Origin of the sequence: Streptomyces sp. x-80 (genome assembly GCF_046549095.1) — a bacterium.
In the GTDB taxonomy this organism is placed as follows: domain Bacteria; phylum Actinomycetota; class Actinomycetes; order Streptomycetales; family Streptomycetaceae; genus Streptomyces; species Streptomyces celluloflavus.
The window spans coordinates 114,698-136,811 of sequence record NZ_JAJPWM010000006.1; the positions used below are offsets into that span (position 1 = coordinate 114,698).

Below are 22,114 nucleotides of genomic sequence, written 5' to 3' on the forward strand. Positions count from 1 at the left end.
TGCGCCGGCCGACGCGGCGCGGGGCCGGCCGGGGGACCCGCCCCGGCCTGGCCCCGCGCGGGCTCAGGCGGCGCCCGCGTAACCCCGTAGCCGTTCCAGTTCGGCGGCCACGTCCGTGAGGGTGGCGCAGTCCGGGACGGGCCGTATCTCGGGAGCCGGGGCGGCGGGGCCCGGCCGCCGGGGGTCCTCCAGGGCGTCGGCCATCGCGGACAGCGCCCGGCACAGCCGCTCCGCCTCGTCGGTGCTCGGGCGGCGGGCGCCGTGGTCGAGGCGTACCGCGCAGGCCGTCGCGGCGTCCACGATGCGCTCGGCCGCGGTGACGACGGTCAGCCAGTCCGGGTTGCGGCCGCCGCGGGCGGCGAGGAGTTCGGCCGCGGCGCTCTCCGCAGCGGCCCGTGCCTCCCCCAGCACCCGGTAGGCGGCCCGGCGCAGCGCCAGCCGCTCGGTGGGTTCCTGCCCCGGCTCCGCCTCCAGGACGTGCCGCAGGAACTGCTCGGTGGCGCGCAGCGCCGCGGTGACGCGCTGGCCGACCCGGCGGCGCGGGTCGGCGAGCTGCGGCAGATGGCCGACGACGAGCACGATGCCGCAGGCGATGGACGTATCGGCGATCCGCTCACCGGCGGCCTGCGGAGCGCCGCTGACGTACACGAACGACAGCACCATGAGGGTGATCGCGACGGTCTGGAGGGCGAAGTGGCGGGTGGCGAACGGCAGCAGCGCACCGCCCGCCCCGGCCACCAGCGCCGGCCACCACGAGCCGGTCAGCAGCAGTCCGGCCCCGGCGAAGAGCAGCACACCGGCGAGGGTGCCGGCGAACCGGTTGACCGTACGGGAGAAGAGCGGGCCGAGGTCCGGCTTGACGAGGAAGGTGACGGTCGCCGGGAGCCAGTACCAGTGGTCGGCCCGCAGCAGCAGGGCCACCGCGGTGGCCGCGGCGATGCAGACGGCGACCCGTAGGCCGTAGCCCCGCCCGGCGGGTCCGAGCATGCTCCGCCCGGGGCGCGTCCGCCCGCTGATGAGACGGAACGCCCGGCGGGCCGCGGTCACCGGGGTAGCACGGCCGGGCGGGGCGGGCCGGGGCCGTCGCGCCGGTCCGCCCGGCCCGGCGGCGGCACCCGTCCCCGGGCCGGGCGCCGGCTCCGGCCCCGTCGTCGACGGCCCGGTCGGCGACGGCCCGGTCGGCGACGGCTCCGTCGACAGCGGCCGCGGGCGGGCGAAGACGACCGCGGCGTCCAGGAGGGCACGGTCGAAGGCGCCGCGCCCGGCGGAACCGGTCTCCGGGGCCGACACGGTGCCCGGCGGGCGGCCGCTGCGCAGCGCCTCGGCGAACCGCCGGGGGCTCTCCGCGACCCGGGACGGCAGCGGACGGGCCTCCCACAGGAGCGCGACGCTGGCCTCGCACAGCCGCGTCGCCGCGGTGAACCGCTCGGCCAGCAGGAGTTCCTCCGGACGGACGCGCCGGTGCAGCAGCCGGCCGGTCAGCCGGCGCAGCCGCAGCGCCTCGTCCGCGCGGTCCAGGGCGGCGGTCACCTTGCGCCGGGCGGGCTCGGCGCCGGGTCCGCCGGCCGCGCCCAGCGCGTCGGCGAGCGCGTCGAAGACGGTGGCCACCACCGCCCGCTCACCGCTGAGCGGGCCGCCCGCGGGGCGCGGCGAACGCAGTACGAGGCGCAGCAGGAGCAGCCACAGACAGCCGGCGAGAACGTAGAGGGCCTTCGTCCAGGGCGCGCCGGGCAGCGGCATGCCCGCACCGAGGATGGTGGCGGCCAGCATCTGCATGCCCGCGTTGGACCGTACCGGCCCGGCCACGCTGCCCGCGCCGGAGACGAAGCCGACGGCGAAGAGCGCCGGGACCACCCACCAGCCCGCGCCGGCGGACTGGAGCGAGGCGCCCATCAGCATGCCGAGGGCCGAGGCGAGGGCGGGCAGGCCGACGTGGACGATGCCGGTGCGGCGGGTGCCGGGCCGGTCGTTGACACCGGCCAGCATCGAGCCGAGGCCGGTCAGTACACCGGCCGCCGGATGGCCGGTCGCGATGCCCGCGCCCAGCAGCGGTCCCGCGCACAGGGTTCCGCGGGCGACCGCCGCCCACGGAACGGGCAGCCGCTGCCAGCGGAAGGGGTGGGCGAGCCAGGCGGGCACGGCGCGCTGCGCGCGGGGCATGGGCCTCCTCAGACGACGGCGGACGGATGGCGGTGAGCGGAATCCGAGGGGCGTCATCGGCCGACGGTGCTGCTACCAGCCTAAGGTCCTGGTTTGTCCGGATGATTCCCGGAGGGTTACACCAAGATCAAGCGAGGTCCGCGGGGCCTGCCCCGGCGCCCGGCTCCCGTCGCCCGTCCGCTCCCCCGCACCCGTGCCCCGCCCCGCCGTGCGCCCGCGAGCGGCCGGACCGCTCTTCGCCCGCACCGGCCCGAACGGTTAGCGTCCTGCCATGACGATCGACGAAAGCGATGTCCTGGTGGTCGGTGGCGGCGTGATCGGCCTGACGTCGGCCGTCGCGCTGGCGGAGGGCGGCCGCCGGGTGCGGCTGATCAGCCGCGACGCGGTCGGCGGGACGACATCGGCGGTGGCCGGCGGGCTGTGCTGGCCGTACCGCGTCCAGCCGTACGAACGGGCCGTGCGGTGGTCCGTGCGCTCGTACGAGGTGCTCGCCGGTCTCGCGGAGCGGCCGGCCGAGACCGGCGCCCGGATGGTGCCGGGCACCATAACGGCCGAGGTGACGGACGGGGCCGCCGGCCCGGCCGCCGCCGACGACGGGCTGGCCGCCTGGTACGACGCGGTGCCCGAGCTGCGGCGGGCGCGCCCGGACGAACTGCCCGAGGGCTGTGCGTCGGGATGGCGGGCCCGCACCCCCCTGGTGGACATGCCGGCCCATCTCCGCTATCTGGAGCGCCGTTTCGTGGCGGCGGGCGGGGTGGTGGAGCGGCGTCCGGTCACCTCGCTGGCGGAAGCGGGCCGGGAGGCCGGCACGGTCGTGAACTGTTCCGGACTGGGGGCGCGCGACCTGGTTCCCGATCCCGGGGTGTATCCGGTGCAGGGGCAGTTGGTGATCGTCGAGAATCCGGGTGTCGAGGAGTGGTTCGTCTCCGCCGCGCCGGGCGCGGCGGAGACGACGTATGTGCTGCCGCAGCCGTACGGGGTGGTGCTCGGCGGTACGGCGCGCGAGCACGCGTGGTCGCGGGAGCCGGACCCCGCGGTGGCGGTGGCGATCGTGGCGCGCTGTGCGCGGCGCTTCCCCGAGCTGGCGCGGGCCCGGGTCCTGGCGCACAAGGTGGGCCTGCGGCCGGCCCGGTCCGAGGTGCGGCTGGCGGCCGAGCGGCTGCCCGGCGGGGCGCTGTGCGTGCACAACTACGGGCACGGCGGCGCGGGCGTGACCGTGGCCTGGGGGTGCGCGGACGATGTGGTCCGCCTGACAGCGGAGGCGGGCGCCGCCTAACGGGTGCCCGGCGGGGCCGCCCCGCGCCCGGCGCCGGGTTCGCCTCCCTGGCCCTTGTCCGCTTCGCCGCGACCGCAGACGGGCACCGGCGTCGCGCTCGTCAGGTGGGACGCGGCCCGCCCGTCCAGCAGCAGCGGTACGAGGGCGCGCAGCGGCTGGCGCAGTGGCACGACGGCGCCGCGGCCGTGCCGGCGCACCGCCACGCCGTGCAGCGCCAGGGCGTTCTCGACCCGGGCGAACTGTGTGGCGTCGAGCCGGTAGGCGCACGGCGGGTGGGCGAGGATCCGGTCGTCGGTGGCGGGTTCGTTGTCCGCGCCGCCGAGGTAGACCGGTCCGCGGTCGGTGTATCCGGAGCGCCGGGCGGCGGCGGTGGCCGCCGCGATCCGCGCGCGGTGCCGGTCGGCGAAGGTGAACGCGCCGCGCAGGCCGGCCCGTTGCGAGTCGACCCGGCGCCGGTTGTTGCGCGCGGGGTCGGTCCGCTCGGCGTCGGTGAGCGCGTCGACGCGGGTCTCGACGAGCAGGCCGACCGCGCCCTTCACGCCCGCGGCGTTGCGCAGAATCCGCTCCTGTCCGTCGCCGGCGACCTGTCTGACGGGGTCGCCGGTGCGCGGGTCGGTCCAGATGCCGTAGACACCGGTGCTGAATCCCGCCTTCCGGACGGCCGGTGCGACGAACTCCTCGGCGAGCGCGGCGGCTTCACGGTGCACCGCGTCCGACGTGTTGAGATTGCGCGGCCACAGCGTCAGCAGATCCTTCTGGTAGTACGGCACGGTGGGGCCGTACTCGTGCAGGTCGTAGACGGTGCCGGGGCGGTAGTCGCGCAGCACGCCGGCCACCGCGCGGGCCTCGGGGGTCGTCAGGGCGAGGTGGTCGCGGTTGATGTCGGTGCCGTCGGAGTTGCCGCGGGTGTCGGCGGCCCGGCCGTCGGGGTTGGCGGTCGGCACGACCAGCACGCTGGTGTGTGCCAGGAATCGGCGGGTCGCCCGGTCCGTGGCGTACGCGAGGTCGCGGACGGTGCTCAGACATGCCTCGCGGCCGGCGGGTTCATTGCCGTGCTGCGAGCAGATGAGCAGCACGGAGTTGCCGCGCCGGACGTCCTGGGGGCGCGCCGGAGCCGGGGCCCCGATCCGGACGAGCTGGAGGGGGCGGCCCTGGGCGGTGGCGCCGATCCGGTCGACGCGGACCCGGGGCGTGGCCCGGCCGACGGCGGCGAGGAAGTCCTGCTCCTCCGGCTGGGTGGTCCAGCGGGCGCCGTGGCTCGTCTCGAAGCCGGTACGGGGCGGCGCGGAGCCGGCCCGGCCGGCGGGCGGGGCGTCCGGCAGGGTCACGGCGAGCGAGGCCGTGAGGCCGACGGCCAGCGCCGCGAGGGCGAGGCCACGGGAGCGGGGGATCACGGGGGTGCCTCCCTTGGGTCGGGCGGAGTCGGACGAGGCCGGACGGAGCCGGGGTGGCGCGGCGGGGGGGGCGGGGTGGAGAGTGCCGGGGCGGGGGCGGGGCAGAGAGTGCCGGGGCGGAGCCGCCCCGGGGCGGGGCGGCCCCGGCGGGGTCAGCCCGCGGACGGCAGGTGGCCGGCCGGGCGCGGCGGGGCGAGTCCGGTCAACGGCCCGTCGGCGCCGGCCGTCCTCGGTGCGGTGCCCGCCGTCGCGCGGACGAGTGCCGGGGCGCCGCCGGTCAGCGGCAGCCGGGCGGCGGTGCGGGCCAGGTCGACGGTGAGCTGCGGCTTCGAGTCCGGCGGGTCGATCAGGCCCGCGTCGGTCCCGGCCACGATGAGCGCGAGGCGGTGTCCGGCGGGCACGATGTGGTCACTGGCGGCCAGATCCAGGGTGATGGTGTACGGCCTGCCGGGGGTGAGCGGGCGGCCCTTGTGGTCGTCGGCGTAGTTGCCGAGGTCGGCCCAGCCGCGGCTGAAGACGGTGTATCCGACCTGCCGGGTGTCGGCGGCGGTCTCCCGGAAACAGCCGGTGTCGCCACGGTTACCGGCGCCCCAGCAGGTGCTGTCGGCCAGGGAGGTGATGCCCTCCCCGGCGCCCGTGTAGTTGCGGATGGTGTCCGGGCCGATGTCCGCCAGGACCGCCGAGAGGTGCGCGGTCGAGGTGCTGGGGGTGGCGGTCACGGTCACCGTGCCGGAGCCGGACAGCCGTAGTGGCGCGGTCAGCGGGCCGGTGCTGAACCCGGCCTTGGCGGGGGTCGGTTCGTCGATCCGGGCGGCCCAGTCGGTCTCCCCGAGCCGCGGGTCGTCGGTGAACGTCGCGGTCGCGCCCCGTGGTGCGGGGGTGGTGCCCAGGGTGCCCACGCCGGGCGTGGCGCCGTTGCGCGGCCGCAGCGTGGTGGCCGTGGTGCCGGCGGCGGGCCACTGCGGGTCGGTGGACCAGGTGCCGGGGGCGCGCTCGATGTCCGCCATCGGGGCCCGCTCGATGCCGTTGTCGTAGCCCATCAGATAGTGGTCGAACCACTGGTGCAGGGTGCTGACCCACTCCGGACGGCGGTAGTCGAACGGGTCGACGTGGCCGGTCTGGGAGAGCCAGATCTTGCGCTCGACGCCGTGCCGGGCGAGCGCGTCCCACCACCGGCCGGCGTTCCGGGTGCGGACGTTGAGGTCCTGCATCCCGTGGACCAGGAAGACGCTGGCGCGGACCTTGCCCGCGTTGCGGACGTAGTCGCGCTCGGTCCACAGACCGGTCCAGTCGCCGTTGCGCGGGGCGCCGTCGACGAGTCGTTTCTGCACGGCGGCGCAGTGCTGGTGCGCGGCGGGGCTCTCGACGGTGTCCGCGAGCCCGTCGGGCCCCGAGTCGTAGAGCGGGGCGCCCTTGGCGAAGTAGTAGTCGTACCAGGAGGAGATGCCGGCGATCGGGACGATGGTCTTCAGGCCCCGGACGCCGGTGGCCGCGACGCCGTTGGCGATGGTGCCGTCCCAGCTCTTGCCGATCATGCCGGTACGGCCGTTCGACCAGTCGGCGGTGACGGGTTCGTCTCCGGTGCGGGTGCGGTAGGCGCGGCCTCTGCCGTTGAGCCAGTCGACGACGGCCTTCGCGGACTGGATGTCGGAGCGTCCCCCGACGTCCACACAGCCGTCGGAGCGGTTGGTGCCGGCGAGGTCGACCAGGACCGTCGCATAGCCGCGCGGCACGAAGTAGTTGTCGTAGTAGAGCGGGAACTGGACCGGGCGGCCCTGGGCGTCGTACGTCTTGCGCTGGCTGTCGTTGCCGCGCCCGCAGCAGGAGTAGTAGGGACTGGCGTCCATGATCACGGGGATCCGGCGGCCCTGCTGCGCGGGTTCCCTGGGCCGGACGATATCGACGGCGACCCGGTCGGTCTTCCCGTCCGCGTCGCCGTCGAGCCGGGTGTCCACCCAGACCGATTCGCGTATCGCGTGGTCGTAGGAGTAGACGGGTCTGCTCTCGGCGGGTGCCGCCTGTGCGGCGGCCGGTCCGATGAGGGCGGACAGCAGGGCGACGACGGCCGCCACCACGAGTGCTTTCCAGGGGATGCGGGTGACCCGCGCAGGAATCGTCACGGGGCGGACGGTAGCGCGGCCGCATCCCGCGCGTAAGGGTGCGTGGCGGGAGGGGAGTGTCGCAGGTGACGGAGGATGTGGACGGGAAAGGGGTTGATGCTGCGGGTGTATGACGGTTCATGTCGGTCATGTGTCAGGTGGGGCCATGGACATGACGGTGACCTGGTGGGTACATAGGGTCTGAAGAGATCCATCTCCCCTACGAGTTGGAGGACTCGTGCGTCACAGACTTCTCGTCCCGGGCGCGGCCGCGCTCAGCCTGCTGCTGGCGATCCCGGCATCGGCGGCCGACTTCACACCCGGCGCTCCCGGTGTGGGCGACAGCTACTACCCCGAGAGCGGAAACGGCGGATACGACGTTTCCCACTACGATCTGCGGCTCAAGTACCAGCCGAAGACGGACCTGCTGGAGGGCACGGCGACCCTGCTCGCCACCACCACCCAGGACCTCTCCCGCTTCAACCTGGACTTCGGCCTGAAGGTCAGTGAGATCCGGGTCAACGGCAAGAAGGCGACCTACGCGACCTCCGGCAAGCACGAGCTGGAGATCACCCCGGCCACGCCGCTGGAGAAGGGCAAGCAGATCAGCGTCGTCGTGCGCTATGCCGGCAAGCCCTCCGAGCTGAAGATCGACAACTTCACCGCCTGGGCCCGTACGCCCGACGGCGGCGTGGTGGCACAGGAGCCGGACTCCGCCGTGTGGTGGTTCCCGAGCAACGACCACCCCACCGACAAGGCGACCTTCGACATCTCGGTCGCGGTCCCGGACGGTACCCAGGCGATCAGCAACGGCGTGCTGACCTCGCAGTCCTCCAAGCTCGGCTGGACGCGCTACAACTGGCGCTCGGACAAGCCGCAGGCGACGTATCTGACGACGCTCGCCATCGGCAAGTTCGACATCACCACCGACAAGACCGCGAACGGGCTGCCGGTGCTCAACGCCGTCAGCAAGGACCTGGGTGCGAACGAGGGGGCGGCGCGGGCGAGCATCGAGCGCACCGCCGAGGTCACCGAGTGGCTGGAGGGCGTCTTCGGCCCGTATCCGTTCAACTCGGTCGGCGGCTATGTGCCGAACGTCCCGGCCGGGTACGCCCTGGAGACCCAGACCCGCCCGTTCTACGGCAAGAAGGCGTTCGACCGGGGCGCCAACGTCTCCGTCGTCGTGCACGAGCTGGCGCACCAGTGGTACGGCGACAGCGTGTCGCTGAAGGACTGGAAGGACATCTGGGTCAACGAGGGCTTCGCCGCCTACAGCCAGTGGCTCTGGTCGGAGAAGGAGGGCGAGGGCACCGCGCAGGAGCTGGCGGACTACGTCTACGCCCAGCATCCGGCCGATGACCCGTTCTGGAAGGTCAAGCCGGGCGACCCGGGCGCGGACCGGCAGTTCGATTCGGCGGTCTACGACCGGGGTGCGCTGGCGCTCCAGGCGCTGCGCGACAAGCTCGGCGACCGGACCTTCTTCACGATCCTCAAGGCGTGGCCGGCGGAGCACCGGTACGGCAACGCCTCGGTGGCCGACTTCGTGAAGTTCGCCGAGCAGAAGTCCGGCAAGCCGCTGGCCGAGTTCTTCGACACCTGGCTGTTCCAGCCGTCCAAGCCGGCGGCGGCCGCGACGAAGTCGACGGCACAGCGGTCGTTCCGCGCCGCGCAGGCGCCGGTCGCGCAGCCCAGGTCCTGGAAGCAGATCGCGGCCACGCACGACGTGCACGCGCAGCCGCACCGGCACTGACCGAGCGCTCACGTCCCTCATCTCCGTTCTCCGGTAGGGCTGTTGCTCGCCGTCGCGGCGGATACCCGCTGCCGCGACGGCGAGCCGGCGTACCGGGCGGCCCGGCGCTTTCCAGCGGCAGGAACCGGCGACGGCACTGTCCTCGGCTGCCCCTGGAAGGAGCCGCCCGGCAATAGCCACGGCCGGTCCATCTCCCGCCCACCGAGAGGCTACCCAGAGGTAACCGCAGCTGATTTGATGAGCGACGCCGAACCAAACCCCCACTCTCCGTAGGGAGATTCCGTGTCGCGCTCCCCCCTGCGCCTGTCCCGGGCGGTCGCGGCGGCCGCCGCCCTCGCCGTCGCCGGTCTCGCTCTGACCTCCCCCACCGCGTCGGCCGCCGACGTGCCCCGGCTGAAGGTGCTCACCTACAACACCTTCCTCATGAGCAAGACGCTCTACCCCAACTGGGGCCAGGACCACCGCGCCACGGCGATAGCGGCCGCGGACTTCTTCCAGGGCAAGGACGTCGTCGTCCTCCAGGAAGCCTTCGACAACTCCTCCTCCGACGCCCTGAAGGCCCACGCCTCCGGGCAGTACCCCCACCAGACCCCGGTGGTGGGCCGGAGCAAGAGCGGCTGGGACGCCACCGGCGGCGCCTACTCCGCCCTCACCCCCGAGGACGGCGGGGTGACGCTGCTGAGCGCATGGCCGATCGTCCGCAAGGAGCAGTACGTCTACAAGGACGCCTGCGGCTCCGACTACTTCTCCAACAAGGGCTTCGTCTATGCCGTGCTGAACGTCAACGGCACCAGGGTGCATGTGGTCGGCACGCACACCCAGTCCACCGACCCGGGCTGCGCCGCGGGCCAGGCGGCCTCGATCCGCGCCAAGCAGCTCAAGGAGATGGACGCCTTCCTGGACGCCAAGAACATCCCGGCGGGCGAAGAGGTCATGGTCGCGGGCGATCTGAACGTCGACTCGCGGAGCCCCGAATACCGGGCGATGCTCGACAACGCCGACCTGGCCCCCGCCGACGCCCGTACGGGCCACCCCTACTCCTTCGACACCCAGGAGAACTCGGTCGCGAAGTACCGCTACCCGACGGACCCGCGCGAGGACCTGGACTATGTCCTGCACCGCAACGGACATGTCCGTCCCGCCTCCTGGCAGAACGAGGTGGTGAAGGAGCGGTCCGCGCCCTGGACGGTCTCCAGCTGGGGCAAGGACTACACCTACACCAACCTCTCCGACCACTATCCGCTGAGCGCCGGATGACCGGACGGCCGTCCCGGCGGGCGCGTACGCTCGCCGCCCACGGATCCCGCTGTGCTTCAACTCCCCGATCTCAGCCATGAATCCACGGTACGGGCGACCACTGACAATCGGCCTGGGCGCCCGTGCCTGAGCGGACGGGGGCGGCCGCGGATGTCTCTCGGACCCCGCGGCCGCCCCTGTCAGCCCGAGCGCCCGGTGCTGCGCCCAGGCGCCCGGCGCCGTGCGGCTACTTCACCGGCCGGCGCTCCGCGGCGAGCCGGTTCACCCGGCCGCGCACCACGAACCAGCCGCCCACCAGCATCGCCCCGAGAACCGGGATCAGCAGCACGGTCTTGCGTCCGACACCGCCGTCGCCGGAGTCGAACCACATCAGCACGATGACACCGAGCAGGAACACGATGGTCGCGATGTCGGTGACCGGCGTGCCCGGAAGACGGAAGTGCGGGCGCCGCACCAGCCCACTCCTGGAGCGGCGGACGAACACCAGATGGCAGATCATGATCGTGCACCAGGTGCTGATGATGCCCAGCGCGGCGATGTTCAGCACGATCTCGAACGCCTTGCCCGGTACGAGGTAGTTGAGCCCGACACCGAGCACGCACACCGACGAGGTGAGCATGATGCCGCCGTACGGCACCTGGTTGCGGTTCATCAGACCGGCGAACCTGGGCGCGGAGCCCGCCATCGACATGGAGCGCAGAATGCGGCCGGTCGAGTAGAGCCCCGAGTTGAGACTCGACATGGCAGCGGTCAGCACGACGAGGTTCATCACATCGCCCGCCGCCGGCACTCCGACGTTGGACAGGACGGTGACGAAGGGGCTCTCACCGCTCGTGTACTTGTTCCACGGCAGCAGCAGCGTCAGCAGCAGCACCGAACCGACGTAGAAGACCCCCACCCGCCACATGATCGAGTTGACGGCCTTGGGCACGACCTTCTCCGGTTCGCTGGTCTCGCCCGCGGTCACGCCGACCAACTCCACCGCGGAGTAGGCGAACACCACGCCCTGGAGCACGATCACCACGGGCAGCAGACCGGTCGGGAAGAGTCCGCCGTTGTCGCTCAGCAGATGCAGGCCGGGAGTGTGCCCGCCGACCGGATGCCGGGTGGCCAGCAGGAAGATGCCGATGCCCATGAAGACGACCAGCGCGGCGACCTTGATGATCGCGAACCAGAACTCCAGCTCACCGAAGATCTTCACCGAGATCAGGTTGACGGTCAGCACGACCGCGAGCGCGATCAGCGCCATCACCCACTGCGGGACCTCGGTGAACAGACTCCAGTAGTGGGTGTAGAGCGCGATCGCGGTGATGTCGGCGATACCGGTCGTCGACCAGTTGACGACATACATCCAGCCCGCGGCGTAAGCGCCCTTCTCCCCCAGGAACTCACGGGCGTACGAGACGAACGAGCCGGAGGACGGGCGGTGCAGCACCAGTTCGCCCAGGGCCCGCACGACGAAGAAGGCGAAGAGGCCGCAGACCGCGTAGGCGACGGCCAGCGCGGGCCCGGCCGAGTGCAGCCGGCCGCCGGCGCCCAGGAAGAGCCCGGTGCCGATCGCCCCGCCGATCGCGATCATGTTGATGTGCCGGGCCTTCAAGCCCTTGCTGTACCCCGCGTCACCCGCGTCCCGCGCCGCCTCGCTCCCCCCGCCCGGCGGCCTCGGGGCATCGTCCGTGACGGTTTCGGTGCTCACTGGTGGCTCATCTCACTTTCGGTCAGGTGCGGAAAGCCGTGACCGGGTCCCGCCGATCGCACGAGGGCGGCCGACGGCACACCCTCCCCGACGGGCGGCCCCCCGTCTGTGGGGGAGATCACACTTCGGGCAACCCATCCAGAGCTCGTTGATATTCGTCCCGAATAATCCCCCGCTGGAGCCTTAAAGAAGGAGTCAACTCACCGGACCCGGGGCTCCGCTCCGCACCGAACGAAGAAAATCGCTTGACCCGACCGGTCCGGGCGGCCTCGTGGCGAGGTGCGTCCGACCCTGACCCTGACCCTGACCCTGAATCGAATCAGAGCGAGCCGGAGCGTGGCACCGAGAGCCGGAACCGGGCCATGACATGCCACGGGCTGCCGGGCCACGCCGTCCGGAAGGTTTCACAAGAGTGGTGAGACAGCAATACTGTTGAACATGATGGAGTCCGCCACCGGCCTGACGGTCGACGAACTGGCCGCCCGCGCCGGCGTCACGGTCCGCACGATCCGCTTCTACAGCACGCGCGGACTGCTGCCACCGCCGGAGATCGGTCCCCGCCGGGTCGGCCGCTACGGACCGGACCACCTCTCACGGCTCGCGCTCATCGAGGAACTCCAGCACCAGGGCATGACGCTCTCCGCGATCGAGCGCTATCTCCAGCAGCTGCCGCCCGATCTGAGCGCCCAGGATCTGGCCATCCACCGCGCGCTGGTCGCCGGCTGGATCCCCGACCAGGCGGAGGACATGACGCGGGCGCAGCTGGAGCGCCGGGCCGGCCGGGAGCTGGCCGAGGGGGAGCTGGCCCGGCTGGCGGCCATGAGCGTGCTCGTACGGACGGATGACCCGCAGGTCTTCCAGGTGGATCCGGGGCTGCTGCATCTGGGCACGCGGCTGCTCGACGTCCCGATCGCCCTGGAGACGATCCTCGCGGCACGCAGCGTCGTCATCGAGCACACTCGCTCGGCGGCGCGCGAGCTGAGCCGGCTCTTCAAGGACGAGGTTGGGGAGCCGTACCGGGACGGCGGTCCGGATCCGGATGACGTGGCGCGGCTGAAGTCGCTCTCCGCCCATATGCAGCCGATGGTGGTGCAGGCGCTGGTCACCGCCTTCCAGCGGTCGATGAAGGAAGAGCTGCGGGAGTGGTTCGGCGGGCGCGAGGCGTGAGGGGGCGGGCTGGGCCGGCCCGCCCCCGTGACCCGGTCAGTCGCTGAACTTCTCGCCCTTCCCCGCCTTCTCGACCAGCAGCGCGGACGGCTCGAACCGCTCGCCGTACGCGGCCGCCAGCTCCCGGGCGCGGGCCACGAAGCCGGGCAGACCGCCCTCGTAACCGTTGATGTACTGGAGCACACCACCGGTCCAGCCGGGGAAGCCGATGCCCAGGAGGGAGCCGATGTTGGCGTCGGCGACGGAGGTGAGCACCCCCTCTTCAAGGCAGCGGACGGTGTCCAGCGCCTCGGCGAAGAGCATCCGCTCCTGCATGTCGGCGAAAGGGACGGCGGCGCCCTCGGTGGCGAAGTGCTCGCGCAGTCCGGGCCACAGGCCGGCCCGCTTGCCGTCCTCGCCGTACTCGTAGAAGCCCGCGCCGCCGCTGCGGCCGGGGCGCCCGAACTCGTCCACCATCCGGTCGATGACCGCGTCGGCGGGGTGCGGCTGCCAGCTGCCGCCGGCCTCCTCGACCGCCCGCCGGGTCTCCAGCCGGATCTTCCGCGGCAGCGTGAGCGTCAGCTCGTCCATCAGGGACAGCACCTTGGCCGGGTACCCGGCCTGGGCGGCGGCCTGTTCGACGGAGGCCGGGTCGAGGCCCTCGCCGATCATCGCCACGCCCTCGTTGATGAAGTGGCCGATGACGCGGGAGGTGAAGAAGCCCCGCGAGTCGTTCACGACGATGGGGGTCTTGCCGAGCTGCCGGACCAGGTCGAAGGCGCGGGCCAGGGCCTCGTCGCCGGTCTCCGCGCCCTTGATGATCTCCACCAGCGGCATCTTGTCGACCGGCGAGAAGAAGTGCAGGCCGATGAAGTCGCGCTCGCGCTCGACGCCTTGGGCCAGCAGCGAGATCGGCAGGGTGGAGGTGTTGGAGCAGAGCAGCGCGTCGGGGGCGACAAGGTGCTCGATCTCCTGGAACACCTTGCGCTTGAGCGATACGTCCTCGAAGACCGCCTCGATGACGGCGTCGCAGCCGGCGAGGTCCTGCGGATCGGCGGTGGGGGTGATGCGCGCCAGCAGCTCGTCCCGCTGCTGGTCGGTCGTACGGCCCTTGGCCAGCGCCTTGGCCAGGACCCCGGCCGCATATGCCTTGCCCTTCTCGGCGGCCGCCACGGAGACGTCCTTGAGGACGACCTGCATACCGGCCTTGGCGCAGGAGTAGGCGATGCCCGCACCCATCATGCCGGCGCCCAGTACGGCGACCTTCTCGACCGTGCGGGGCGCGATGTCCTTGGGGCGGCTGGCGCCGGAGTTGACGGCCTGGAGGTCGAAGAAGAACGCCTGGATCATGTTCTTGGAGATCTGGCCGGTCACCAGCTCGACGAAATACCGCGCCTCGATGGTCTGGGCGGTCTCGAAGTCGACCTGGGAGCCCTCGACGGCGGCGGCGAGGATGTTGCGGGGCGCGGGGTACGGCGCGCCGTTGAGCTGCTTCTTGAGGTTGGCGGGGAACGCCGGGAGGTTGGCCGCGAACTTCGGCTGGGCGGGGGTGCCGCCCGGGATGCGGTAGCCCGGTGCGTCCCACGGCTGCCGGGACTCCGGGTTGTCGTCGATGAAGGCGCGGGCCTTGGCGAGGAGTTCCACGGGGGTGGCGGCGGTGTCGTGGATCAGCCCGGCGTCCTTGGCGCGGGTGGCGTTGTACCGGGTGCCCTGGAGGAGCACCTTCAGCAGGGCGTCGGCGATGCCGAGCAGCCGGACCGTACGGGTGACGCCGCCGCCCGCGGGCAGCAGACCGAGGGTGACCTCGGGCAGGCCGATCTTGGTGGCGGGGGTGTCGAGGGCGATGCGGTGGTGGCAGGCGAGGGCGATCTCGTAACCGCCGCCCAGCGCGGCGCCGTTGATGGCGGCGACGACCGGCTTGCCGAGGGTTTCGATGCGGCGCAGGTCGCGCTTGATGCCGTTGCCCGCCTCGAATGCCTGCTGGGCCTGGGCGGGGGTGACGGCGATCAGGTCGCGCAGGTCGCCGCCGGCGAAGAAGGTCTTCTTGGCGGAGGTGACGATGATGCCGCGGACGGTGTCCCGCTCCGCTTCCAGGCGGTCGGCGATCGCGGTGAGGGACGCCTTGAAGGCGTTGTTCATGGTGTTGGCGGACTGGTCCGGGTCGTCCAGGACCAGGGTGACGATGCCGGTCTCGTCCTGTTCCCAGCGAATGGTCGACACAGCAGTGGGCTCGCTCACGGTGGCTTCTCCGTTAGGGGGGTGGGACGGGGCGGTCAGAGGCGCTCGATGACGGTGGCGATGCCCATACCGCCGCCGACGCAGAGGGTGGCCAGGCCGTAGCGCTTGTCCTGCCGCTCCAGCTCGTCGATGAGGGTGCCCAGGATCATCGCGCCGGTGGCACCGAGCGGGTGGCCCAGGGCGATGGCGCCGCCGTTGACGTTGACCTTGTCCAGACTCAGGCCCATGTCCTTGGCGAAGCGCAGGACGACGGCCGCGAAGGCTTCGTTGATCTCGACGAGGTCGATGTCGTCGATGGTCAGACCGGCCTTGGCCAGAGCCTTGCGGCTGGCGGGCGCGGGGCCGGTCAGCATGATCGTCGGCTCGGAGCCGGAGACCGCGGCGGAGAGGATGCGGGCGCGCGGGGTGAGGCCGTAGCGCTCACCGACCTCCTGGGAGCCGATGGCGACCAGGGCCGCGCCGTCCACGATGCCGGAGGAGCTGCCGGCGTGGTGGACGTGATCGATCTTCTCGACCCAGTGGTACTTCTGGAGGGCCACGGCGTCGAAGCCGCCCAGGTCGCCGATGGAGGCGAAGGAGGGCTTGAGCGCGGCCAGGGAGTCGGCGGTCGTGCCGGGACGCGGGTGCTCGTCCCGGTCGAGGACGACGAGGCCGTTGCGGTCCCGTACGGGGACGACGGAGCGCGCGAAGCGGCCGTCCTTCCAGGCCGTGGCGGCGCGCTCCTGGGAGAGCGCCGCGAACTCGTCGACGTCGCGCCGGGTGTAGCCCTCGATGGTGGCGATGAGGTCGGCGCCGATGCCCTGCGGGACGAAGCCGGTGTCGAAGTTGGTCATCGGGTCGGCGAACCAGGCGCCGCCGTCGGAGGCCATCGGAACCCGGGACATCGACTCGACGCCGCCCGCCAGCACCAGGTCCTCCCAGCCCGAACGCACCTTGGCGGCGGCCATGTTGACGGCTTCCAGGCCGGAGGCACAGAAGCGGTTCTCCTGGACGCCCGCGACCGTGTCGGGCAGTCCGGCGGCGATCGCCGCGATCCGGGCGATGTCGGAGCCCTGGTCGCCGACCGGTCCGACGACGCCGAGGACGATGTCGTCGATGGCGGCCGGGTCGAGTCCGGGGAAGCGTCGGCGCATTTCGTGGAGGAGGCCGACGACGAGGTCGATCGGTTTGGTTCCGTGCAGTGCGCCATTGGCCTTGCCGCGGCCGCGTGGGGTGCGGATCGCGTCGTATACGTACGCTTCGGTACTCAAGTCAAGCAGCCTTTCGCATGAGGGTGAGGCTTTCGCAGCAGGGGCGGCGGCCGCTCCGGGTCAGCCGAGGAGGGAGCGGCCGATGATCTCCTTCATGATCTCGGTGGTCCCTCCGTAGATCGTCTGGATGCGGCCGTCGGTGAATGCCTTGGCCACCCGGTACTCGGTCATGTAGCCGTAGCCGCCGTGGAGTTGCAGGCACCGGTCGGCGACGCGTTTTTGCAGTTCGGTGGCCCACCACTTGGCCATCGAGGCATGCACCGCGTCCAGTTCGCCGGCGGTGTGGTCGACGATGCAGCGGTCGAGGAAGGCGCGGGTGACGGCACATTCGGTGGCCATCTCGGCCATCTCGAAGCGGACGTGCTGGAGCTTGGCCAGCGGCCGGCCGAATGCCTCGCGTTCCTTGACGTACTGCGTGGTGATCTCCAGGAGGTGTTCGGCGGCGGCGATCCCGGCGACGGCTATGCCCATCCGCTCCTGTGCGAGATGGGTCATCAGATGGCCGAACGCGCCGTTCAGGTCGCCGAGGAGATTCTCCTTGGGCACCCGTACGTCGTGAAAGAACAGCTCGGCGGTGTCCTGGGACTTCTGGCCGATCTTGTCGAGGTTGCGGCCGCGCTCGAAACCGTCCGTGCCCCGCTCGACGACCAGCAGGCTCAGGCCGTGCGCCCCGCCCTCCGGCGTGGTCCTGGCCACCACGATGACGAGGTCGGCGAGGATGCCGTTGGAGATGAAGGTCTTGGAGCCGTTGAGGATCCAGTGGTCGCCGTGGTCCTCGGCGGTGGTGCGGATGCCTTGCAGATCGGAGCCGGCGCCGGGCTCGGTCATCGCGATGGCGGTGACGGTCTCGCCGGTGCAGAAACCGGGCAGCCAGCGGCGCTTCTGCGCATCGGTGCCGAGCGAGGTCAGGTACGGGCCGATGATGTCGTTGTGCAGGCCGACGGCGAGTCCGGCGGCGCCGGCCCGGGTGAACTCCTCGGCCAGCACCGCGCTGTAGCGGAAGTCGGGCTCCCCGCCACCGCCGTACTCCTCGGGGACGGCGAGCCCCAGGAGTCCTTGCCGGCCGGCCGCCCGCCAGGCGGCCCGGCTGACGATGCCGTCCCGCTCCCACTGTTCGTAATACGGCGTCACCTCCTTGGCGAGGAAGGTGCGTACGGTCTCCCGGAAGGCGTCGTGGTCCTCGGTGAAGATCTGGCGCTTCATCTGCGGGCCCTCCTGGGAGCCGGTCGGATCGGCGAACGGCGGCGCGGCGCGTCCGCGCACCGGGGTGTGACGTCGGGTGCCATCAGCTGCCCGCGTCCTGCCGCCCGCGGCCGCCGGGACCGGCGGTGAGGCCGGGGACCTGCCAGTCACGGGCGATCTCTTCGGTGTCGGCGCCGGGCTGCGCGGGCGGGCGGCGCACGGTGCCCGGGGTGGCGGAGAAGCGGGGCGCGGGCGCGGGCTGAGTGAGGCCGTAGCGGTCGACGAAGGTGCCACGGGCGGCGAGATGCGGGTGCGCGGGGGCCTCGCGCAGGGACAGCACGGGTGCCACGCAGGCGTCGGAGTGCGCGAAGACCTCGGTCCACTCCGCCCGGCTGCGGGTCCTGAAGCGAGCGGCGATGGCGGTGCGCAGGGCACCCCAGGCGGCCGGGTCGTTCCGGTCGGGGGCGCCGTCCTCGATGCCCAGGAGACGGCTGAACTCGGCGTAGAACCGCGGTTCCAGCGCGCCGACCGCCATATAGCCGCCGTCGGCGGTCTCGTACGTGCCGTAGAACGGTGCCCCGCCGTCCAGCAGATTCGCACCGCGCCGGTCCTGCCAGCCGCCCGCCGCCAGCATCCCGTGGATCATCGCCGTCAGGTGGGCCGTGCCGTCGACGATCGCGGCATCCACGATCTGGCCCTTTCCGCCCTCGGCGCGGGCGTGCTGGAGGGCCGCCAGGACGCCGATGACGAGATAGAGGGAGCCGCCGGCGTAATCGCCGAGGATGTTGGCGGGGATGGCGGGCGGGCCGCCGGGCGGGCCGATCATGCCGAGGGCCCCGGTGAGTGCGATATAGGCGATGTCGTGTCCCGCGGTGTCGGCGAGCGGTCCCTGCTGCCCCCAGCCGGTCATCCGGCCGTAGACGAGCCGGGGGTTGCGCGCCAGGCACTCCTCGGGGCCGACGCCGAGCCGCTCCGCCACGCCGGGCCGGTACCCCTCGACCAGTACATCGGCGCGCTCGGCCAGATCGAGTACCTGCGCCGCTCCCTCGGGGCTCTTCAGGTCCACCACCACCGAGCGTTTGTTGCGGTTGGTGAGGTCGTACTCGGGAGCGATGCGCGGTCCCGCGCCTCCGGGCCGGTCGACGCGGACGACATCGGCGCCGAGATCGGCCAGCAGCATGGCCGCGAACGGACCGGGTGCGATCCCCGCCAGCTCCACCACGCGCACCCCGCTCAGCGGGCCGTGCCCTGAATCCGCCATCGAGCCCCAGTCCTCTCACCGCACTGTGACACTTCTGATGTAACACTCGTGATGTTAAGAACGTGTTCCACTTTCCACAAGCCCCCCAGGCCGTGCGTCGATCACGAAGAAGCCCGTGGTGGCGATGCCCAACTGTCATCGCTGTCACGGGCCTTGGTGCGCCTGCTCGCTGCGCGCCGGCTATCCCCCGTCGAGTTCGGCGATGAGCTTCTTCGGGGCTATGACGCGGTACGACTCCTCGGCCCAGTCGCAGAGCAGCTCCGCCGGCGGGGCGCCCCGCTCCGCCAGGGACACCCGTACCCACCCTGCCCTGCCCAGCCCGTATCCGGCGGACTCGACACCCGGCGAGGACAGCGCATGGGCGTGCGCCTCCGGGTCCGTCAGCTTCAGCGTGATCCCCGGCGGACAACTGCCGTCACCGACGCCGAGGAAGACGAAGACCTTCTTGCCGGCCTTCACGACGCTTTCGCCCCAGGGGAAATCCTCGACGGCCCCCGGAAGCCCGAGCGCGAACGTCCGCACCCGCTCCCGCACCGCCACCGGATCCGCTGTCTTCACCATGGGCTCCGCCCGTCCTTTCCCGTCCGGCGCCGGTCTCGGGCAGCGCGTCCCGCCCGGCCGCCGCACATGTCCTTCGCGGCTGGTGACCTCCACCGCATTCCACGCTAACGGCGACCACTGACAACAGCCCGCGGAGCGACGGTCCGGCGGAGGACACTGGTGCCATGTCGTCTCCGCAACTCGCCCCCGAGCTCTTCGGTATCCACCACGGCCAGGGACTGCGCCAGTTCAGCGAACTGGCGATAGCACTGCTGTTGTCGTCGCTGATCGGGCTGGAGCGCGAAGCCCGGCAGAAGAGCGCGGGGCTGCGCACCCATACGCTCGTCGGCGTCGGCAGCGCACTGTTCATGGAGGTGTCGATCCACGGCTTCGGCGCGCTCGTGGGAGTGGACGGCGTCTCCCTCGACCCGTCCCGCGTCGCCGCGCAGGTCGTATCGGGCATCGGCTTCATCGGCGGCGGCCTGATCTTCGTCAAGAAAAACGCGGTCCGCGGCCTCACGACAGCCGCCACCATCTGGCTGACCTGCGCCATCGGCATGGCGTGCGGCGGGGGCCTGGCACTGCTGGCGATCGGTGCGACGGCGGTGCACTTCCTCATCGTCCGCGGCTTCCCGAAGCTGACGGAACGGACCATGAAGGCGTCGCCCTACGAGCGGGTGGAGCTGCGACTGACCTACCGCTCCCAACACGGACTGCTGGGGCAGATGTTGGCGATGTGCACCGGCAGCGGCTTCCGGGTGACCGACATACAGGTGGAGACCGGCGCGGACGACGAGAACGTCTCGGCCGAGGTGCTGCTCCGCCTCGAAGGGACCGGCTCGGCGCACCCGTTGGTCGAGGCACTGGCAGAACTGGACGGGGTGCGCGGGGTGGCCCTGGGACGGCAGAACGACAGCACGGAATGAGCCCGGCGGGCGGGCGGCGCCACCGCCGGCGGACCGCCCCCGTACGCGGTCCGCGCGCCGGAGCGCGACTCGGACACCCGCCGCCTCGGTACGACCGCCCTCCCCCGGCGCCGCACCGGACGACGCCGCCGACGGGGCCCGAGACCACTCCCGGAAGGCGGGCACAGTGCTCCGGGACCACGGTGAGCAGCGCGGCCGCACCGCCGTTCCCTGTTTCCCTCAGACGCTCGCGAGCGCCCGCCGGCAGAGGGAGTCGGCGGCCCGGGTGGTCTCCGGGAGGCGGTACTTGGGCGCCAGGTGGAGCGTATGCGCGCAGGCCCGGTCGAGGTCGACACGGTGGCCCACGGAGACGAAGACCGGTTTGACGCCCTTCTGGGTGCGCAGCGCCCGCCCGACCTCCTCCGGATGACCGGCGCCGCCGGTGGGGCCCCCGGAACCCGGTGTATCCGTGGTGCTCGGCCGGTCATCCAGGAGGGGAGAGGCCGCGCCCCGGTCCGGTCCCGGAGGCGTGTAACGGAAGGTGAAGGGGTTCTTGGCGACGCCGATCGTGGGCAGCCCGGTGAGCACCCCGAGGTGGCTGGCGAGCCCGAAACGGCGCGGGTGCGCCAGCCCGTACCCGTCACACACCACGAGATCCGGTGTGCGCGTGAGGCGGGCGAGGGCATCGAGGACGGTGGGGATCTCACGGAAGGCCAGCAGGCCCGGGACGTACGGGAACGAGACCCGGCCGACGGCGGTGGCCTCGTCGACCACGGCGAGCGTGCGGGCGTCCAGCGCGACGGCCGCCGCGGCGACGACATCGCGCTCGTCGTCATAGGCGACATCCACCCCGGCCACGGTGCCCGCGAAGCCCGGTTCAGGGCCGGACTGGTCGAGGCGTACACAGGACCTCAGCCGGTCCTGGACGGCGCGCGCCTGCGCTTCGTCGGTGGGCCAGTGCCGCAGTTCGTCGTCGGGGGAGATCGTTCCGGGGGCATCCATGGTGGCGGTCACGCTATCGAACCCCTGATCCGGCGGATCGGCCTGCCCCGCCCCTCGGCGTTCACGTGTCTCCGGGGTCTCCAGCGTCTCCCGGTGGCGTACGGCCGGCCGGTGACCGTCGGTGCCGCTCCCCGCGCGGAGGGCGTGACCTTGTGCGATGTCCCGTGGACGGCCGCCCCGAGGCGACGGTCCGCGCATCCGTCCACGCCTGTGGCCTGCGGACTCCCTGACGGCAGGGCACCAGCCACCGCGGCCCGGCGCCTCATTAATATTGCGGACATGTTCGTACTTGAGCTGACCTACACCGCGCCCATGGAACGTGTCGACGCCGCACTGCGGGAGCACGTGGAGTGGCTGAACGAGCAGTACGCGACCGGGCACTTCATCGCCGCCGGCCGCAAGGTGCCGCGCGACGGAGGCGTGATCCTCGCCGCCGGTATGGACCGGGCGGCCGTCGAGCGGCTCGTGGCCGAGGACCCGTTCTCCGTCGCCGACGTGTGCACGTACCGGATCACCGAGTTCGTGGCGACCACGACCGCACCGGCCCTGGAGCAGTACCGGGAACAGCTGACTTCCTGAGCCTGGTCCCGCTCCGCCGTCCCACGCGGCCCGGTACGTCGTGCGTACGGCGGACCGGGCCAGTTCCCGTCAGCTGCTCCGGTATGTGCGCTGCCTCGTCCCCTGCACGACCGGGAAGTCCCCGGTCTCGTCGTGCAGTCCGGCGGAGAACGTCATCTGCTACCGGGCCGTCGCCTCTGCCACCGGTTCCCGGCTCCACCGTGCGGCGGACCGTACATCCTCATGACGGGCGGCGGCGGTGGCTACGGTGTACCGCTCCCGGACGAGGGCCGGCAGGTCCTGTTGCCCGTGCCCGGCGGCCTGCGGAGGGAATTCGCCACGCAACGGACCGTCGGTGACGACGGTGCGGACGCCGTACATGACATGGAGGCGGAGTCCA

16 protein-coding genes are annotated in these 22,114 nt (G+C 72.2%); 6 read left to right on the top strand and 10 right to left on the bottom strand.

Annotated elements, in window-relative coordinates:
* Positions 1-63: 63 nt before the first annotated feature.
* On the bottom strand, positions 64-2,160 hold the full coding sequence (locus tag ACLJWH_RS13585) for an FUSC family protein (RefSeq protein ID WP_411141908.1): 2,097 nt from the start codon (positions 2,158-2,160) through the stop codon (positions 64-66).
* A gap of 271 nt (positions 2,161-2,431) precedes the next feature.
* Between ACLJWH_RS13585 and ACLJWH_RS13590 the strand changes: the two genes are divergently transcribed.
* Positions 2,432-3,436, top strand: a complete 1,005-nt coding sequence (locus ACLJWH_RS13590) for an FAD-dependent oxidoreductase (RefSeq protein ID WP_411141909.1) — start codon at positions 2,432-2,434, stop codon at positions 3,434-3,436.
* On the opposite strand, the gene ACLJWH_RS13595 is transcribed toward ACLJWH_RS13590, so the two are convergent.
* Positions 3,433-4,830 carry a M14 family metallocarboxypeptidase gene (locus ACLJWH_RS13595; RefSeq protein WP_411141910.1) on the bottom strand — a complete coding sequence of 466 codons (1,398 nt, stop codon included), beginning with the start codon at positions 4,828-4,830 and terminating at the stop codon, positions 3,433-3,435. The genes ACLJWH_RS13590 and ACLJWH_RS13595 overlap by 4 nt on opposite strands.
* Positions 4,831-4,982: 152 nt before the next feature.
* Complete coding sequence (locus ACLJWH_RS13600; protein WP_411142207.1) at positions 4,983-6,944, bottom strand: Xaa-Pro dipeptidyl-peptidase; 1,962 nt, start codon at positions 6,942-6,944, stop codon at positions 4,983-4,985.
* Between the two features lie 223 nt (positions 6,945-7,167).
* Here ACLJWH_RS13600 and ACLJWH_RS13605 point away from each other — a divergent pair, with 223 nt between their 5' ends.
* Both ACLJWH_RS13605 and sph read left to right on the top strand, forming a co-directional pair.
* Positions 7,168-8,679 (top strand): M1 family metallopeptidase, encoded by a 1,512-nt coding sequence (locus tag ACLJWH_RS13605; protein ID WP_411141911.1) that lies wholly within the window; start codon positions 7,168-7,170, stop codon positions 8,677-8,679.
* Positions 8,680-8,961: 282 nt separating this feature from the next.
* Positions 8,962-9,936: a sphingomyelin phosphodiesterase gene (sph, locus tag ACLJWH_RS13610; protein ID WP_411141912.1), complete on the top strand. Its 975-nt coding sequence runs from the start codon at positions 8,962-8,964 to the stop codon at positions 9,934-9,936.
* A gap of 226 nt (positions 9,937-10,162) precedes the next feature.
* Here the strand turns inward: sph and ACLJWH_RS13615 are convergent, their stop codons facing one another.
* A complete protein-coding gene (locus ACLJWH_RS13615) occupies positions 10,163-11,632 on the bottom strand; it encodes an amino acid permease (protein WP_411141913.1) in 1,470 nt (489 codons plus the stop codon).
* 438 nt (positions 11,633-12,070) lie between these two features.
* Between ACLJWH_RS13615 and ACLJWH_RS13620 the strand changes: the two genes are divergently transcribed.
* Positions 12,071-12,799 (top strand): MerR family transcriptional regulator, encoded by a 729-nt coding sequence (locus ACLJWH_RS13620; protein WP_411141914.1) that lies wholly within the window; start codon positions 12,071-12,073, stop codon positions 12,797-12,799.
* A gap of 36 nt (positions 12,800-12,835) precedes the next feature.
* On the opposite strand, the gene ACLJWH_RS13625 is transcribed toward ACLJWH_RS13620, so the two are convergent.
* From ACLJWH_RS13625 to ACLJWH_RS13645, 5 genes are all read right to left on the bottom strand, one after another.
* Positions 12,836-15,016, bottom strand: a complete 2,181-nt coding sequence (locus tag ACLJWH_RS13625; RefSeq protein WP_411141915.1) for a 3-hydroxyacyl-CoA dehydrogenase NAD-binding domain-containing protein — start codon at positions 15,014-15,016, stop codon at positions 12,836-12,838.
* Between the two features lie 35 nt (positions 15,017-15,051).
* Complete coding sequence (locus ACLJWH_RS13630; protein ID WP_411141916.1) at positions 15,052-16,266, bottom strand: acetyl-CoA C-acetyltransferase; 1,215 nt, start codon at positions 16,264-16,266, stop codon at positions 15,052-15,054.
* A 60-nt stretch (positions 16,267-16,326) separates the two neighbouring features.
* Positions 16,327-17,469 carry an acyl-CoA dehydrogenase family protein gene (locus ACLJWH_RS13635; protein ID WP_411141917.1) on the bottom strand — a complete coding sequence of 381 codons (1,143 nt, stop codon included), beginning with the start codon at positions 17,467-17,469 and terminating at the stop codon, positions 16,327-16,329.
* An 82-nt stretch (positions 17,470-17,551) separates the two neighbouring features.
* Positions 17,552-18,709, bottom strand: a complete 1,158-nt coding sequence (locus tag ACLJWH_RS13640; RefSeq protein ID WP_411141918.1) for a CaiB/BaiF CoA transferase family protein — start codon at positions 18,707-18,709, stop codon at positions 17,552-17,554.
* A gap of 180 nt (positions 18,710-18,889) precedes the next feature.
* Positions 18,890-19,270 carry an MmcQ/YjbR family DNA-binding protein gene (locus ACLJWH_RS13645; protein WP_411141919.1) on the bottom strand — a complete coding sequence of 127 codons (381 nt, stop codon included), beginning with the start codon at positions 19,268-19,270 and terminating at the stop codon, positions 18,890-18,892.
* A gap of 164 nt (positions 19,271-19,434) precedes the next feature.
* Between ACLJWH_RS13645 and ACLJWH_RS13650 the strand changes: the two genes are divergently transcribed.
* On the top strand, positions 19,435-20,175 hold the full coding sequence (locus tag ACLJWH_RS13650) for an MgtC/SapB family protein (protein ID WP_411141920.1): 741 nt from the start codon (positions 19,435-19,437) through the stop codon (positions 20,173-20,175).
* 219 nt (positions 20,176-20,394) lie between these two features.
* On the opposite strand, the gene ACLJWH_RS13655 is transcribed toward ACLJWH_RS13650, so the two are convergent.
* Positions 20,395-21,156, bottom strand: coding sequence for an endonuclease V (locus ACLJWH_RS13655; RefSeq protein WP_411142208.1), 762 nt, complete (start codon positions 21,154-21,156; stop codon positions 20,395-20,397).
* A gap of 279 nt (positions 21,157-21,435) precedes the next feature.
* Between ACLJWH_RS13655 and ACLJWH_RS13660 the strand changes: the two genes are divergently transcribed.
* Complete coding sequence (locus ACLJWH_RS13660; protein WP_411141921.1) at positions 21,436-21,735, top strand: YciI family protein; 300 nt, start codon at positions 21,436-21,438, stop codon at positions 21,733-21,735.
* The last annotated feature ends 379 nt before the right edge of the window (positions 21,736-22,114 follow it).

What these genes read in the sequence shown, in the direction of transcription:
- ACLJWH_RS13585 (WP_411141908.1), bottom strand. Translation starts at nt 2,160, where the DNA reads ATGCCCCGCGCGCAGCGCGCCGTGCCCGCCTGGCTCGCCCACCCCTTC.
- ACLJWH_RS13590 (WP_411141909.1), top strand. Translation starts at nt 2,432, where the DNA reads ATGACGATCGACGAAAGCGATGTCCTGGTGGTCGGTGGCGGCGTGATC.
- ACLJWH_RS13620 (WP_411141914.1), top strand. Translation starts at nt 12,071, where the DNA reads ATGATGGAGTCCGCCACCGGCCTGACGGTCGACGAACTGGCCGCCCGC.
- ACLJWH_RS13635 (WP_411141917.1), bottom strand. Translation starts at nt 17,469, where the DNA reads ATGAAGCGCCAGATCTTCACCGAGGACCACGACGCCTTCCGGGAGACC.
- ACLJWH_RS13640 (WP_411141918.1), bottom strand. Translation starts at nt 18,709, where the DNA reads ATGGCGGATTCAGGGCACGGCCCGCTGAGCGGGGTGCGCGTGGTGGAG.
- ACLJWH_RS13645 (WP_411141919.1), bottom strand. Translation starts at nt 19,270, where the DNA reads ATGGTGAAGACAGCGGATCCGGTGGCGGTGCGGGAGCGGGTGCGGACG.
- ACLJWH_RS13650 (WP_411141920.1), top strand. Translation starts at nt 19,435, where the DNA reads ATGTCGTCTCCGCAACTCGCCCCCGAGCTCTTCGGTATCCACCACGGC.
- ACLJWH_RS13655 (WP_411142208.1), bottom strand. Translation starts at nt 21,156, where the DNA reads ATGGATGCCCCCGGAACGATCTCCCCCGACGACGAACTGCGGCACTGG.
- ACLJWH_RS13660 (WP_411141921.1), top strand. Translation starts at nt 21,436, where the DNA reads ATGTTCGTACTTGAGCTGACCTACACCGCGCCCATGGAACGTGTCGAC.